Source organism: Rhizobium sp. RCC_161_2, assembly GCF_041355235.1.
Lineage (GTDB): Bacteria > Pseudomonadota > Alphaproteobacteria > Rhizobiales > Rhizobiaceae > Rhizobium.
This window is the reverse complement of record NZ_JBFUPL010000009.1, coordinates 66,007-81,944: the sequence shown is the minus strand read 5'-3', so window position 1 is coordinate 81,944 and position 15,938 is coordinate 66,007. Positions and strand designations below refer to the sequence as shown.

Annotated in this window: 12 protein-coding genes; 8 read left to right on the top strand and 4 right to left on the bottom strand. The window is 60.2% G+C overall.

The genetic code is table 11. The features are described 5' to 3' along the window. Nucleotides 1–10: 10 nt before the first annotated feature. The 5 genes from AB6803_RS22205 to AB6803_RS22185 all read left to right on the top strand — a co-directional run bounded on the left by AB6803_RS22205 (nt 11) and on the right by AB6803_RS22185 (nt 6,166). Nucleotides 11–670, top strand: coding sequence for a DUF2161 domain-containing phosphodiesterase (locus tag AB6803_RS22205; RefSeq protein WP_371110924.1), 660 nt, complete (start codon nt 11–13; stop codon nt 668–670). Nucleotides 671–944: 274 nt separating this feature from the next. After that, nucleotides 945–2,447: a DegQ family serine endoprotease gene (locus AB6803_RS22200; RefSeq protein ID WP_371110923.1), complete on the top strand. Its 1,503-nt coding sequence runs from the start codon at nt 945–947 to the stop codon at nt 2,445–2,447. A 276-nt stretch (nt 2,448–2,723) separates the two neighbouring features. Next, nucleotides 2,724–3,359: a J domain-containing protein gene (locus tag AB6803_RS22195; RefSeq protein ID WP_371110922.1), complete on the top strand. Its 636-nt coding sequence runs from the start codon at nt 2,724–2,726 to the stop codon at nt 3,357–3,359. 134 nt (nt 3,360–3,493) lie between these two features. Next, nucleotides 3,494–4,207, top strand: coding sequence for a DUF899 family protein (locus AB6803_RS22190; RefSeq protein ID WP_371110921.1), 714 nt, complete (start codon nt 3,494–3,496; stop codon nt 4,205–4,207). Between the two features lie 237 nt (nt 4,208–4,444). After that, nucleotides 4,445–6,166 carry an ABC transporter ATP-binding protein gene (locus tag AB6803_RS22185; protein WP_371110920.1) on the top strand — a complete coding sequence of 574 codons (1,722 nt, stop codon included), beginning with the start codon at nt 4,445–4,447 and terminating at the stop codon, nt 6,164–6,166. Nucleotides 6,167–6,187: 21 nt separating this feature from the next. Here AB6803_RS22185 and AB6803_RS22180 read toward each other — a convergent pair whose 3' ends face one another. Further along, entirely contained in the window at nt 6,188–7,747 is a 1,560-nt protein-coding gene (locus tag AB6803_RS22180; protein WP_371110919.1) for a DUF4070 domain-containing protein, read from the bottom strand. 348 nt (nt 7,748–8,095) lie between these two features. Between AB6803_RS22180 and AB6803_RS22175 the strand changes: the two genes are divergently transcribed. Continuing rightward, nucleotides 8,096–8,476, top strand: coding sequence for a hypothetical protein (locus tag AB6803_RS22175; protein ID WP_007697551.1), 381 nt, complete (start codon nt 8,096–8,098; stop codon nt 8,474–8,476). Between the two features lie 67 nt (nt 8,477–8,543). On the opposite strand, the gene AB6803_RS22170 is transcribed toward AB6803_RS22175, so the two are convergent. Together AB6803_RS22170 and AB6803_RS22165 are read right to left on the bottom strand one after the other, a co-directional pair. Continuing rightward, nucleotides 8,544–11,570 carry an alpha-mannosidase gene (locus tag AB6803_RS22170; RefSeq protein WP_371110918.1) on the bottom strand — a complete coding sequence of 1,009 codons (3,027 nt, stop codon included), beginning with the start codon at nt 11,568–11,570 and terminating at the stop codon, nt 8,544–8,546. Between the two features lie 395 nt (nt 11,571–11,965). Beyond that, nucleotides 11,966–13,162, bottom strand: a complete 1,197-nt coding sequence (locus AB6803_RS22165; protein WP_371110917.1) for an MFS transporter — start codon at nt 13,160–13,162, stop codon at nt 11,966–11,968. Nucleotides 13,163–13,283: 121 nt separating this feature from the next. On the opposite strand from AB6803_RS22165, the gene AB6803_RS22160 reads away from it, so the two are divergent. Then, a complete protein-coding gene (locus AB6803_RS22160) occupies nt 13,284–14,114 on the top strand; it encodes a helix-turn-helix domain-containing protein (protein WP_371110916.1) in 831 nt (276 codons plus the stop codon). Between the two features lie 237 nt (nt 14,115–14,351). On the opposite strand, the gene AB6803_RS22155 is transcribed toward AB6803_RS22160, so the two are convergent. After that, nucleotides 14,352–15,107 (bottom strand): nucleotidyltransferase domain-containing protein, encoded by a 756-nt coding sequence (locus AB6803_RS22155; RefSeq protein WP_371110915.1) that lies wholly within the window; start codon nt 15,105–15,107, stop codon nt 14,352–14,354. Between the two features lie 216 nt (nt 15,108–15,323). Here AB6803_RS22155 and ahpC point away from each other — a divergent pair, with 216 nt between their 5' ends. Continuing rightward, nucleotides 15,324–15,887: an alkyl hydroperoxide reductase subunit C gene (gene ahpC, locus AB6803_RS22150; RefSeq protein WP_153368271.1), complete on the top strand. Its 564-nt coding sequence runs from the start codon at nt 15,324–15,326 to the stop codon at nt 15,885–15,887. Nucleotides 15,888–15,938 lie beyond the last annotated feature (51 nt).

The following is a 15,938-nucleotide window of genomic DNA, read 5'->3' as shown; positions in this document are numbered from 1 at the left end:
AGAGCAAGATTTGGAAACGGCGCTTTACCTCCCGATCAAGAATTTCCTTGAGAAGGCCGGCTATATGGTGAAGGGCGAGATCGGCAATTGCGATCTCGTCGGGCTCAGCGATGGCGAGCCGCCTGTTGTCGTCATCTGCGAGTTGAAGCTGAGTTTCAATCTCGAACTCGTGCTGCAGGCCGTCGACAGGGCTTCGGCCAGCGACGAGGTCTGGATCGTTGCCCGCGTCTCGGCAAAGGGCAAGGGACGGGAGAGCGATCGCCGCTTTCGCGATCTCTGCCGCCGGCTCGGCTTCGGCATGCTGGCGGTCTCCGATAGCGGTCTGGTCGACATCATTGTCAGCCCGGCGGCACTGATGCCGCGCAAGAATCTCCGCAAGCGTTCGCGTCTTGTCGAGGAACACCGGCGGCGCAAGGGCGATCCCGCCTTGGGCGGCAGCACCCGCTCGCCGATCATGACCGCCTATCGCCAGCAGGCCCTCGCCTGTGCCGCCGCCATTCAGGGTGGCCTGCAACGCCCGAAGGATATTCGCGCCAGCGCCCCGAAAGCCGCCCAAATTCTGCAGGATAACGTCTATGGCTGGTTCGAACGCGTCGATCGCGGGATTTATAGTTTAACCGCGCTTGGTGTGGAAGCGTTGGCCCGCTGGCCGCAGACGGAAACCCCTTGAGCAGAAAGATGGAAAAATTCCGGCGAAACCGTATTAAATTTCGGTAATATTCTTAAATTTTTGCAATAAAAACATGATCAATATTTAATTTGTAAAACACAATTGGCGGATCATATTAATCATCAGCGCCAATTCTTTTTTATACTTTGCGTTCCTCAGTAAAATCTGGAAGCAGAGGCTCCCGGAAGGAGTTGGCGTCCACCCATTCGACGCCTGGTCCCTGACATGGACCCAAGACGCCATATCGCCAACGATCTCGTAAGGGACTTCTGCCATGTCATCTCTTCTTCGCAAACATCGTACCACAGCCATTGTCGGCGCGGCCATCATCGTCGGCGCCGGCGCGCTGCCCTTCGCCTTCAACGCCTCTACTGTCGCCTCGGCCGCCGAGCCTAGCGGCATCATCGCACCCGGCGGCTCCTTCGCGCCGATCGTCGACGCCGACAAACCGGCTGTCGTCACCGTCACCACGACAATGAAGGCGACCGACACCAGCGCGGATACCAGCAATTCGCCGATGGACGAGCAGTTCCGCCAGTTCTTCGAGAACCAGGGCATTCCCTTCCCGCAGCAACAGGCGCCTCAACGTCATCAAAGCCAGAGTGCCATGGCGCTCGGCTCCGGCTTCATCATCAGCCCTGATGGCATCATCGTCACCAACAATCACGTCATTGAAAACGCCACCGATATCAAGGTGACGCTGGATGACGGCACCGAACTGCCGGCCAAGCTCCTCGGCGCCGACGCAAAATCCGACCTCGCCGTTCTGAAGATCCACGCACCCAAGCCGCTCGCCACCGTCGCCTGGGGCGATTCCGACAGGCTGAAGCTCGGCGACCAGATCCTGGCGATCGGCAACCCCTTTGGCATCGGCACGACGGTCACCGCCGGCATCGTCTCGGCTCGCGGCCGTGACCTGCATAGCGGTCCCTATGACGACTTCATCCAGATCGACGCGCCGATCAACCACGGCAATTCCGGCGGCCCGCTGGTCGACCGCGAAGGCAATGTCGTCGGCATCAACACCGCCATCTATTCGCCGAACGGCGGCAGCGTCGGCGTTGGCTTCGCCATCCCGTCTGATCAAGCCAAGGCGATCGTCGCCAAGCTGGAAAAGAACGGCTCCATCGATCACGGCTATCTCGGCGTCGCCATTCAGCCGGTCACCTCCGATATCGCCAATGCGGTTGGCCTGTCGCAAGCAGGAGGCGCCCTGGTCGCCGGTGTCAACGACGACACTCCGGCCGCCCGTGCCGGCATCAAGACCGGCGACATCGTCACGGCGGTCAATGATGAGACCGTGAAGACGCCCAAGGATCTGTCGCGCCTCGTCGCCGATCTTTCTCCGGGTGACAAGCGCTCGCTGACCGTCTGGCGCGATGGCAAGAGCATGGACGTCAACGTCACCATCGGCGGCAATGACGACGGCAAGCAGGCCGCCAACGACAGCGGCGATGGCAAGGTCCAGCCTTCCAACCAGCCGAGCATCGGCGTCGGTCTCGCCAACCTGACCCCTGATCTACGGGAACAGCTGAACCTGCCCCACAGCGTCCAGGGCGCCGTCGTCGCCAGCGTCAACCCGGACAAGTCGGCCGCTGCCGCCGGCATCCAGGCCGGCGATGTCATCGTCTCGGTCAACGACCAGCCGGTCCATAGTGCTCACGATGTCCAGAGTGCGGTCGCAGAGGCCGGCAAGGCTGGCCGCAAGTCCGTCCTACTGCTGATCGAACGCGGCGGCGACAAAACGTTTGTAGCCGTACCGTTCTCGGCCGCTTGAGCCCAAGCAAGACATTGATAGCCCCGCTTCTGGCAACGGAAGCGGGGCTATATCTTTTTCTGGAATCGTCGATCGCGATGGGCGATCATTTCCACAGAGGACATGTTTCCGCCTCACACCCTGATCTTTTTGTCCAAACTCTGCCTTGGTGATGATAAAGAAGGAGAAGAGCGGTGGGTATCCATCGCCCACCGGCAGGCTTGTGTCCAGCCGGTAACATTGATGGCATAAGGGCTTCAGGACTTTGGTCGGGGCTGAGCGGCAGCAGGAGTTGGAGTGACCGATCCATACGACATTCTCGGCGTCGGGCGCGATGCGAGCGACGAGCAGATAAAGGCGGCCTATCGCAAGCGGGCGAAAGGGGCACATCCCGATTCCGGCGGCGATACCGAGGCCTTCGGGCGGCTGCAGAAGGCCTATGAGCTGCTTCTGGATCCCGTGCGCCGCAAGGTCTACGACGACACCGGCTATGATGTCGAACTGACCGACGCCGTCGATCTGCAGGCGCTGGTCGCCATCGAGAAGCTGATTACCGACATGGTTCTGGACGAGCGCGAGCCGGGAACTTTCGATCCGGTTGCCCATATGCGCGCGAGCCTTCTGGAAGAAATCCGCAAGGCGAATTTCAGCAAGAGCGAACTGGAGCGCCATTCCGACCGCATTCGCCTGCATCTGGACCGCCTGGGCAAACGCCCCGGCAAGGATGTCGTCGGCCATATGCTGCGCGCGCGTATCAAGGCTATCGCCACGGCGATCGGCGAAACGGACGCCAAGATTGGCGCCACCGAGCGCGCCTGCGACATGCTCGACGGCTACCTCTATGTGATGGATACGCCGATGCTCGAGGATGAGGTCGAGGACCCCGAAATCGAATGGGATGAGGCGGTCGAGGCTCGTTCCGCCGCCCAGTAATCTCCCCTAGTCATATGCCTCCTCCGCTGCCGGAACTTTCGACCGGCAATCGGGTTTTCCTTCCATGTTGTTGTCGAAATCCGGTGGCGCCGTGCGACCAGCATCAGCGCAACGGATCACACAGGGAGGATATCATGATCAACGAAGACGGTTATGTGCCAGCAGCCGAGCTGGCGCAAAGAAACGGCGTGCGTTTTCCGAACGAGAGCATCGAATACCGGCAGGCGCGTGACGCTCTGCTGGCCGAAGAGATCGAGCTTCGCCGCCATATCGAGCGCGTCGCGGCGCAACGGCGGGCGCTGCCGCCGGGCGGGATCGTCAAGAAGCATTACCAGTTCATCAGCCCCGACGGCCCCCTCGACTTTGCCGATCTGTTCGACGACAAGGATAGCCTGCTGGTCTACAGCTTCATGTTCGGCCCGGAGCGGACGCGGCCCTGCCCGATGTGTACATGCATGCTTTCGGCGCTGGAGGGAGAAGTCCTCGACATCGAGCAGCTGATGGCCATCGCCGTCGTGGCGCGGTCGCCGATCGACAGGCTGATGGATTTCAAGCACGAGCGCGGCTGGCGCAACCTGCCGCTCTATTCCGATCCGACCGGCGAATACAGCCGCGACTATCGCGCACTCGGTCCCAACGGCAGCGATGACGCCGCCGTCAATGTGTTCACGCGACGGGACGGAACGATCCGGCATTTCTGGAGCGAGGAGATGGGCCCGGTGACGGCCGATCCCGGCCAGGACCCGCGCGGCGCCCCGGACCTCATGCCGCTGTGGACGATCCTCGACATGACGCCCGAGGGACGGGCAAGGGACTGGTATCCGAAGCTCTCCTACGGACGCGCGTGACGTTCGCAAGCCGTCCGTCGGCCAAGCCACTTGGCCGACGAATGATACGATGAAGACTGCCTGAGGGGATGACAGCGGTGGACGCGTCGGCTATAAAATCGACGCGACTCATGAAGGAGGCTCGTTCGATGAGAAATTTCGGCACCCATAAACGCTGAACAGCGATGCCGGATGTGGACTGCTGTTCTGTCCATTCTTGTCTGATCCTGTCTTCTCCCATGCCCATGGAGGGCATTCATGCTTCGTCGCTTCTTCTCCTATTATGCGCGTTACAAGACGCTGTTTTTCCTTGATTTCGGCTGCGCTGTCGTCGCCGGCCTGCTCGAACTCGGCTTTCCGCTGGCGGTCAAGCTCTTTGTTGATCAGCTATTGCCGGGTCGTGACTGGGGCCTGATCGCCGCGACCACCGCGGTGCTGCTGATGGTCTATGCGTTGTCGACCGGCCTGTCGGCGATCGTCAATTACTGGGGCCATGCGCTCGGCATTTCGATCGAATCCGACATGCGCCGCCAGGCCTTCGAGCACATCCAGAAGCTCTCCTTCCGCTACTTCGACAACAACAAGACCGGGCATCTGATTACCCACGTCACCAAGGATCTCGAGGAAGTGGGCGAAATCGCCCATCATGGTCCCGAGGACATGTTCATCGCCATCATGACCTTCATCGGCGCCTTCCTGCTGATGTTCTCCGTGCATTGGAAGCTGGCGCTGCTGACGACGACCATCGTGCCCTTCATGACCTGGCTGGTCAGCCGCTATGGCGCCAAGATGACGAAGAATTCGCGCAGCCTGTTCGGCAAGGTCGGCGACTTCAACACGCGCATGCAGGAAACCGTCGGCGGCATCCGCGTGGTCAAGGCGTTTGCCAATGAGACATACGAAAGCCAGCTATTTGCCGGTCATAACGAGGATTACAAGGCCACCAAGCTGGATGGTTACGCCTATATGACGGCGGGCATAGCGCTGAGTTATTTCAGCACGCGCGTGGTGCAACTCGTCGTCATGATGGCCGGGACCTGGTTCGTCATATCGGGAGAGCTAAGCTATGGCGGCTTCATTAGCTTCCTGCTTCTGATCAACGTTTTCTTCCGCCCGATCGACAAGATCACCTCGGTGATCGAGACCTATCCGAAGGGTATTGCCGGCTTTAAGCGCTTCCTGTCACTGATCGACACGCAACCCGACTTGGCCGACCGGCCGAACGCGACCGAGGTCAAGCATCTCAAGGGCAATATCGCCCACAAGGATGTCAGCTTCGGCTATTCGGAGCACGGCACGATCTTCGCGGGCCTGAACCTGACGATCGCGGCCGGCGAGACGGTGGCCTTCGTCGGTGCTTCGGGAACAGGCAAGACGACGATCTGCTCGCTGCTGCCGCGTTTCTACGACGTCACGGGTGGCAGCATCACCATCGACGGCATCGACATCCGCGACATGACACAGGCCTCCCTGCGCAGCCAGATCGGCATCGTGCAGCAGGACGTGTTCCTGTTCGGATCGACCATTCGCGAGAACATCGCCTATGGACGGCTCGGTGCGAACGATCAGGAAATCATGGAGGCGCTGCGCCGCGCGTCGCTCGATGAATTCGTGCTGTCGTTGCCCGATGGTTTGGACACGCCGACTGGCGAACGTGGCGTGAAACTCTCAGGCGGCCAAAAGCAGCGCCTCGCCATCGCCCGCATCTTCCTCAAGAACCCGCCGATCCTCATCCTCGACGAGGCGACTTCGGCGCTCGACACCGCCACCGAATATGCCATCCAACAGGCGCTGGCTGATCTGTCGACAGGGCGCACGACCTTGGTGGTCGCACACCGGCTCGCCACCATCCGCAACGCCGACCGCATCATCGTCATGGGACCGAACGGCATTGTCGAGCAAGGCACACATGCCGAACTTCTGGGCCGCGACGGCGCCTATGCACGGCTGCACAACGCCCAGTTCGGAGCCTTGGTATAAGGGCAGCTCCAGAGCCGATCTTCAGAATGAATTGACGATATCGCCGCCGGTGCGCATTTGCTGGACCATCAGATGCGCATGGTAGTGCATCGCGCATTTGATCGCGTAGATCTGCAGAACGACCGGCGAGCGGCGGCGCAGCAGGAGTTTCCAGAGGCGCTGCCGATAGATATTGCGCAGATCCGCCTCCGGCACCCGCCGCATCAATCTTGTGAAGATGCCAATAGCCTCCAAGGCCCACATCACATTGAGGGCCACCAGGCGGAGAGGATGGCGTCGCAGATGCCGCAGGCGCGTCCGCTCCGGCTGGATACGGGCATCGAGATAAAGCGCGTCCAGCCGGTCGAAATAGGCGGTCGGCTGGTGAAGGTCGCTGAGCACGGCGAGATAGCCGTCGCGCAGGGTCTCACGACTGAGATTGAGCGGGATGACATTGGTGCCGTAGGCCGGGGGATCGGCATGATCGAGCCGTCCCTCCTGTTCAAGGCGCGTATAAAGCGGTGTCTTCGGGATCGCGGCCAGCATGCCGATCATGGCGTTGACGATACGCGCGTCCTTGATGAAGACACGCTGTGCCTCGAAGATCGTCGCGTCGTCGCTATCGAAACCGAGGATCATGCCGCACCAGACTTCCATGCCGGTCTGCTGGATCGCGTGGATCTTATCCAGCATCGTCCCGCCTTTTCTCAAGTTCTGCAACTTCTTGGTCTCGCGCAACGCCTCCTCGTTCGGCGTCTCGATGCCGACGAAGACGACACGGATATTGGCATCGACCATCAGCTGCATCAGCTCGGCATCGTCGGCAAGATCGATCGAGGCTTCGGTGAGGAACGTCATCGGATAATGGTGACGCTCCTGCCAGGCGATCACCTCGCGAAGGACCTCCTTAATCGCCTTCTTGTTGCCGATGAGATTGTCGTCGACGATGAATGCCGTATCCATTCCCACCGCCAGCAATGCCTCAATTTCAGCGATGATCTGCACGCTGGTCTTGATCCGCGGCTTTCGCCCGAACACGACGATGATATCGCAGAAATCGCAGGTGAACGGACAGCCCCGCGAGAACTGGATGCTGCCGACCGCATAATCATCCATCTTCAGAAGATCGAAGCGCGGAACCGGCACCGTGCTCATATCCGTCTTGCCGGACTGTTCGTAACGCTCAGTGTAGCGTCCCTCCTTCCATTCGAGAAGGAATTGCGGCCAGGTCTCCTCCGCTTCACCGATGAACTTGACGTCGATTAGCCCGTCAAAATAATCCTCCTTCACCGTCACCCACGGCCCACCGACGACGATGAAACAATGACGCGCTCTGAGCTCGGTGAGGATTTCCGTCATCCGGAAACGCTGGACGATCATGCCCGTCAGCGCGACGATGTCTGCTTGAGCACAGAGATCGTAGTCGATCGGCTCGACATTCTCATCCACCAGCGTGACGGTGTGCTCGGCAGGCGTCAGCGCCGCCAGCAGAGGCAGACAGGCAACGGGAAGATTTGCCTTCACGTCGAACAGCGGCAGCGCATGTTCAAGCCCCCAATAGGAGGTTTCGAAGCGTGGATTGATAATAACGATATGAGCCATGAATTACACCGCCCCATGACCTAGAAGACCCTGATCGGCATTTGCGAAGGCTGCATTTCAATGCGGTTCCGGTACCCCAAATCGAACGGGGCATATACGCTGCACTGTGGCGTAGAGCATTAGCAGCCGCAGATGAGCCGAGGATTAAGTTCCACTGGTGGCCGCGAAGCGCTGGGAATTCCGCCGCCGTAAGTTTCGCAACAAATGAGAACACACCGCAAAAAACGCTTGGCTATCATCGTCGGGCTATGTGCCGCACGAGAACCAAGGTTAGCGGTTGCGACCTGGCCAACTTCACGCATCTCCCCAGGAGATTGCACATGTCAGGAACGGATAAAGGATATGCCAATGAAGATCGCCTTCATCGCGCTGGGTATGACAGCAGTCATGACGATGGGTCTCATCACGCCCGCCGTTGCTCAAGTCGTTATCTATAACGATCAATCACCGGATGGCGATTCCGACCAGAGCGACAGCCAGACCGAGGCCAACTTTCTTCATGCCTGGAACCGCCATCACGACTCGTCCAACCGTTGGGGAGAGCCCCGTGGCAACTACGGACCGAATGATGTCATCCAGCTCCTCGAGAGACGCGGTTATAGAGTGAGAGACGTCAATGACGTGGGCGAGCGTTTTCTGGTCAGGGCAACGCGCGACGGCGACAAGCTCCTGGTGAGCGTATCCCGGAGAGGCGAAATTATGGGTGTCGTCCACGATCGCGAGTATTGACACTGAGCAGATACTGCTGCCGCAGCAAGACGCTACGGCAGCAGAGACCCGAAGAGCGGTAAAACCGCTATCCTTTCTTCAGCTTCCAGCTTCTGACCTCAAAGGGCAGGATATCCGGGCCGGTATCGCGCTTGTCAGGCTCTTCCATCAAATTGACGGCTTCGGCGACATGCCAGCCGCTTGCGGTCTGGACGCTCAGTCCGCCGCGCCGGCCGGCCGGCTCGTAGACGCGCAGCACAAGCCCATCCCCCTCTTCAGCCGGCTTGATGGCAGACAGTGCGACCGGCATGCCCGTTATCGCGACCGGAGCAAGCGTCGTCCCCGCAAGATTGGCGGCCGTCGCCACGACCAGCGGCTGGTTCAGATCGTCGGCTTCCTCACGCACGCCGCCGGAATGCCACGCGCCGGCATGCGGCAGCAGCGCATAGGTAAATTGCTGCTCGCCCTCGTCCGCCAGCGGATCGGGATAGATCGGCCCGCGCACGAGGCTGACGCCAAGCACATTGCCGCGGGCGCTGTGGCCGTATTTGGCGTCGTTCAGCAGCGCAACGCCGAAATCCGGTTCGCTCAAATCCACGAAGCGATGGGCGACGGCTTCGAACATCGCCGCGTCCCAGCTTGTATTGGTGTGCGTCGGCCGGCTGACGACGCCATAAGCGCATTCGAATGTCGCCGTGCGAGCCCGCACCGCGACCGGGTTGAGCGCGCGCAAGAAGGTGCGGCGGTCGTGCCAGTCGATATGGGTCTCGATATCCAGCCGCCTAGCGTTGGCGGTCAGCACGTAATGCTGCACGACGCTCGAATCGCGGTAGCGATGGACGACCTTGATTGCGGCCCGATGCGCACCATTCTCGACAAGTTCGATACTCTCGGGCCGATCGAGACGGACGCCCTTTTCCGGATAATCGGCGTCGATATCCCAGGCATCCCAATTGCGCGGCTTGTCGACGGGGTACATCCAGAGCTGATTGGCGGGCTCGGCCAGCGCCTCACGGCCGGTGGCCTTGTGTACCAAGCTCTGGACCGCACCATCGGTGCCGATGACGACGACCACATGCTCATTTTCCAGCCGGCTTGCGTCGGCGCGTAATCCGCCGGCCGGCTTCAGCGCGACACGATCCAGCACCTGGACGGAGAGCGGCGCGATGATATCGCCGGTGGACAGAACCGTGCCATCAGCGAGCGTAACACGCAGAGGCCGGGCATCCAGCGACGGATTGGCGACGACCAGCGCATCCGCGATCCCGCCCTTCGGCAGGACCGTCACGACAGCATCCATGGCCTGTTTTTGAGCCACCTTGGCGTGATCGATCACTTCGGAAAGCTCGCGCTCGGCATCCTGATAGACCTCGCGGATGCTCGATCCCGGCAGGATATCGTGGAATTCGTTCTTCAGCGTCACGCGCCAATCCGCCTCAAGGCTGCGCGGCGCTTCGGCTCCCGCCATATGGGCGACCGAGCCCAGGGTTTCAGCGGTGATCAAGGCGCGCTCGGCCCTGCGATGCAGACGCTTGACGCCGCTCTGGCTGGTCAGCGTCGCGCGATGCAGTTCGAGATAGATCTCGCCCGACCAGGCTGGAAGCTGCTTTTCCCTGGCCGTGCGGTGGGCGCTGGTGAAGAAATCGCCGACCTTGCCCCAGCGCGCCTTCGGAATGGCCGGGAAACTACGCAATTGCGCCTCGCGCTCTACCATCTCCGGCGTCACGCCGCCGCCGCCATCGCCATAGCCGACCGCCAGAAGCGACGTGTCATGCAACGTCTTGGCGCGGAAGTTCTTCCAGGTCGGCAGGTAGCAATCCGGCCGCACGAAGCCGTTATAGCCTTCCATGGGATTGTCGAAGACATGCGCCAGCACGCGGCTGCCGTCGAGCCCCTCCCACCAGAAAAGGTCATAGGGAAACTTGTTGGTCTCGCTCCAATTGACCTTGATGGTGAAGAAGCTCTCGATGCCGCCCTGGCGCAACAGTTGCGGCAGGGCGCCGGAGAAGCCAAAGCAATCCGGCAACCAGCAGACCTTATGCCGTGTGCCGAAGGTTTTCTCGAAATAACGCTGGCCATAGAGGATCTGCCGCACCAGGCTTTCGCCCGTCGGCATGTTGGTGTCCGGCTCGACCCACATGCCGCCGATCACTTCCCAGGTACCGTCGGCGACTTTCTCCTTGATCCGGGCGAACAGTTCGGGATCGTCGGCCTCCATCTGCGCGTAATAATGCGCCGTCGATTGGTTGAAGCGGAAGTCGGGCGAGCGCTCCATCAGCGACAAGGCGGTGTGGAAGGTACGGCGCATCTTGCGACGCGTCTCGTCATAGGGCCACAGCCAGGCAAGATCGATATGGGCGTGGCCGGTGAGCAACAATTCGCCGTTCTGCGGATAACGCTCCTGCAACGCCTTAAGGCGAGCAAGCAGCGCATCATGGGCTGCGACCACGGTCGCACGCTCTCCCTCGGACAGTCCTGCCGGACTTTCCGCAAGCTCCGGCAATTCCCAGATCTTCTGCTGCTGCTCGGCATTCGCCGTACGCGCGATATAGGGAGCCGTCGCGGATGGCCAATCCAGGCTGCGCAGCGCAGTCTCGGCGGCATCGAGCATATGCGGCACGACTTCATGATCCCGTAGCGCCTCGATGGCTTCGACGATCTGCCGCAGCAGGAGGTGCAGCCTGTGCACCGGTAGGTCGATCCAGCCAAGCTGCGCCCGGTTCAGCTTCGGTTGCCGGTTCTGTTCGCCGAACGGAAAGCGGGCAACGCTGTCGGTCGCAATCGAGAAACTGCGGCCTTTCAGCGGAAACTCCTGATGATAGGGGTCGAGGCCGAAATTCTCGCTCTCCCCTCCCGCAAAGGCAAGCGTGATCAGGCTCTCGCCGCCAAGATCGAGCTGCAGCCGCGTCTCGTCCAGCGGCCAGTCGGCGGGCACCGTCGCCTGCGAGGCAAAATGCACCACCCCCTTGCGATGCGGCCAGGCTTGGCCAACGGCGATTTCCGCGCCTTCGAAGGTCCAGTTGTCGATAGCGAGTGCCGTACGCACGCGCCAATGGCTGAGTTCGGCGGTACGGACCTTGAGACGGTCTAGGCGCTGGGCAAGGGTGAGCGGCATGGCATGTCCTACATGATTGATATCAGCCGGGACCGCACCGGCGGCCGTGGCGTCGAAATGAGGCATTGCAAGGCAAGAAAGGTGGGAATGGCCGTCCCGGTCGGGATCAGGCGAACATAAGCGGCGAAGATAAATGGAGAGAATCGCCGAAATGGCGTTCCTCGGCCGCGGTTTTGATGGTGGTGCTCATTCGACGGTCTCCTCCTCCTGCATGAAGCAGGCATAGACTATGGCGAAGACCTGCCCGATGGCCAGTCTGAAAATGGAGGTAAAATTTTAGACTTGGCGATCTGCACGGAAAGGTCAGACGGCAATAGCTGCGTCGACTTCGACCTGCCGGGAGATTGGCCGCGCATGTAGGTGTTCGGCGGGGCAGCGAGCCCCGCCTCTCTTGTTCAATGCCTCGGTATGCGCGGCAGGAAGATCGTGAACAGACCGAGCAGCGGCAGATACGAGCAGATCATATAGACGAAGGGGATGCCGTGCGTATCGGCGAAATCGCCAAGAAGAGCAGCACCCAGGCCGCCAGCCCCAAAGGCGAAGCCGAAGAAGATGCCGCCGATGAGCCCGACCCGGCCCGGGATAAGCTCCTGGGCGAAGACCACGATCGCCGGAAATGCAGAGGCGAGCACCAGCCCGATCACCACCGTCAGCACGCAGGTCCAGAACAGGTTCGCATAGGGCATCATCAGGGCGAACGGAATGACGCCGAGGATCGAGAACCAGATCACGAAGCGTGCTCCGAAACGGTCTCCGAACGTGCCACCCAGGATCGTTCCGGTCGCGACAGAGCCAAGGAACAGGAAGAGCATCAGCTGTGCGTCGCGCACATCGAGATGGAACTTGTCGATGACATAGAAGGTGAAGTAGCTGGATATGCTCGCCATATAGACGTTCTTCGTCGCCGTCAGCAGGATCAGGATCGCCAGCGCCCAGATGGCCTTGTTGCGTGCGATCGGCAAGGCGCGGCTGGCGGCAGGACGTGCTGCATGCTGGCGGCGATGATTGACGTACCAGGTTCCGACCCAGCTCAGGACGATAAAGCCGATGACCGCCAAAACCGAAAGCCAGGCCACGCTCTTCTGGCCATGCTGGAGCACGAAGAAGGCGGCGATCAGCGGTCCGATGGCCGATCCGGCATTGCCGCCGAGCTGGAAGAACGACTGCGCCAGGCCATGACGTCCGCCGGAGGCCAGCCGCGCCACGCGCGAGGCTTCCGGATGAAACACCGCCGAGCCGAAACCGATGAGGCAGGCGGCAACCAGCAGCATGCCGAAACTGCCGGCATAACCGAGCATGATGAGCCCGAGGAAGGTGCTGATCATGCCGACCGGCAGAGAATAGGGCATCGGCCATTTGTCGGTGACGATGCCTACCACCGGCTGCAGCAGCGACGCCGTGATCTGGAACATCATGGTCAAGAGCCCGATCTGAACGAAATCGAGCGCATAATTTTCCCGGAACATCGGATAGAGCGATGTCAGCAGCGATTGCATGATGTCGTTCAGAAGGTGGCAACCGCTCACCGCCACTACGATCGATATTGTCGTCTTCTGAAAGCGGGACTGCGTGTCCGAAAATGCCGCAACCATTGGGAATCCTTCCTGAGCCGGCAGATTCTTTTCGGCCGTGCTGTTTGATTAGCCTTGTACACGGCTTGCGGGTGACCTTCTTTCGTGTTTTGGTCCTATTCTTTCGCGATCGGGCCAAAAGATGGAAAAGCTCTCTCAACAATTGCTATCAACCGTCGACAACAGCCATGAGCAGAACATGCACTGGACGGAGGAATCGAACGCGGACGTGCTTGTGCATAGCTCCGAGCCGCGGCAGGGCTATACCGTGCCATGGCATCACCACCGTCGCGCGCAATTGCTCTGCGTTTTCGCCGGCGTCGTCCTGATCTTGACGACCCGTGGCCGTTGGATGGTGCCTCCAGGCCATGCTCTGCTCATTCCCGCCGGCCTGGAACATTCCGTCGAGATGTTGAGCGATGTCAGCATGAAATCGGTCTATGTAATGCCCCGCGATCCTAGACCGCCGGACGAAGCACCTCGCGTCGTCGAAGTGACGGATCTTGCGCGCAGCCTGCTGCTCGAGGCCATCCGGCTCCGAGAGGCCCCGATGGGAAATCGCAAGGCTGCACTGGTCCTTTCCCTGCTCCTGGAGGAGATTTCTACGCTGGAGGAACGACCTCTTGGCCTGCCCTTCCCTTCCGACCGGCGGCTGGCGGCACTCTGCCGCGCCTATCTGGCAAACCCGACGCCGAATGCCCGTCTGGATGACTGGGCCGAGAAGCTGGCAATGAGCCGCCGGACCTTCACACGACAATTCCGCAAGGAGACCGGCATCAGCTTCACCACCTGGCGGCAGCAGGCGAGCGTTTTCGCCTGTCTGCCGCAACTTGCGGAAGGCCAGCCGGTTACCAACGTTGCGCTGGAGGCCGGCTATGAAAGCGCCGCTGCCTTCACCACCATGTTCCGGCGCATGCTCGGAACTTCGCCACGCACCTATATGGTCAACCGCTGGTCTTTCGACCGGCCTTGAATATCGCGGATCCCATCTCGCGATCGGATTGCAGATATTGTTCACTTGAGGGGAAATAGAACGGATGAAAAGCAAAGGGCGCTCAACCCATGACTGGGGAGCGCCCTCGCTGTTACCCTGGACAGCAGACACCGGCTCGGCCTCGAAAGGTCGGCCCGGCAGGCTATCTATACAGGTGATGGCGTGCAGATAATACAGCATCGCACGGTTTGCAAGGGTCAATCTGAAGAAAGCCATTCACCATTGGCGATTTCGGCGAGCGGTCTGCGACGCCTCGCGGCGATCCCCGTGAAAATAGGCTCCGCCCGTTCGCGCAAGTTCCGTATCGGTAAACTTGATCAGTTGTTGCACGTCTCCCGCCATGGCAAGCGCAAAGCTTCGATCGAAGCTGTCAAACAACTCTTTGTCGAATGCTTTTAGAAGCCGCGGAATCCATTTCCCCTTGCCCGACCATCGGCCACGGCCCAGCAGCATGAGATCGGCAAGCGGTTGGTACAGCTGCGCCGTGATCGCCCTTATGTCCTCCACGCTTCGCTCGTCGCTGAGATCGGCAAGCAGATCCGTGATCTGATATCGCAACGCGTCCAGCTTGGCAGCAGAGAGCGGTGGAGCCCCTTGGTCGAGCAGTTTTCGGGCATGCGCCTGACAGGATTTGGCCTGCTCCACATCCCGGCCCAATATATGGCCAGAGGCCACCATATGGATGATGATCGGGTAGCCGAAGGCCATGTCATTTTCAAAGAACCAGCTGAGCGTTTCCGGGTCGTGAACAAAAGCCTCGAACGGAACGCGGTCCTCCACGAAAGACTCGCGCCGTGCCACATCAAGCTTGTCGAAGACGACCACAAGATCGACATCGGACGTGCTTTTCCCTTCGCCACGCATGATCGATCCGGCGGCGAATGCGAATGCGTAACCCGTAAAACGCCTCAGGAGGACATCTTCTGTTCTCTTCAGCGCTTCCGTGGCGTCGATGGTCACGTTGTTCTTCATTGGACAGCTTTCAAGACTTGATCAGCGTCGTCGCATCGTAGCTGGGGCTTCGGCCAAAAAGGAATCCGAGCATTGATAGCACACAAGATTCTGCCGCAAACTGCCACCCCGTAGACAAAATCTATCGATTTTTTCGGATTTATCTATTTTCCTTATTGCAACGCACACACTATGTTGCGACGCGAAACTCCTCCTGTCCAAACACACAAGGGTACCATGTCCGTTCTCAATACCGCCATCAAGCCGTTCAAAGCCCAGGCCTTCAAGCAGGGCAAGTTCATCGAGGTCACCGAGGCTGACATCGCCGGCAAATGGGCGGTCTTCTTTTTCTATCCGGCCGATTTCACCTTCGTGTGCCCGACCGAACTGGGCGACGTTGCGGATAACTATGCCGAGCTGCAGCGCCTGGGCGTTGAGGTCTTCTCCGTATCGACCGACACCCATTTCACCCACAAGGCCTGGCACGACAGCTCCGAAACCATCGGCAAGATCCAATATGCGATGATCGGTGACCCCACGGGCACGATCACCCGTAATTTCGACGTCATGCGTGAAGCCGAAGGCCTTGCCGATCGCGGCACCTTCGTCGTCGATCCCGACGGCGTCGTCCAGGCCGTGGAAATTACCGCCGAAGGCATCGGCCGTAACGCCGCCGACCTGCTGCGCCGCATCAAGGCTGCCCAGTATGTCCGCTCCCATCCAGGCGAAGTTTGCCCGGCAAAGTGGGAAGAAGGCGAAAAGACGCTGGCTCCTTCGCTGCATCTCGTCGGCAAGATCTGATTTCGGCTTCGGCCATGGCCTTCCCTGACAACGGGGAAGGCCTCCTACTCA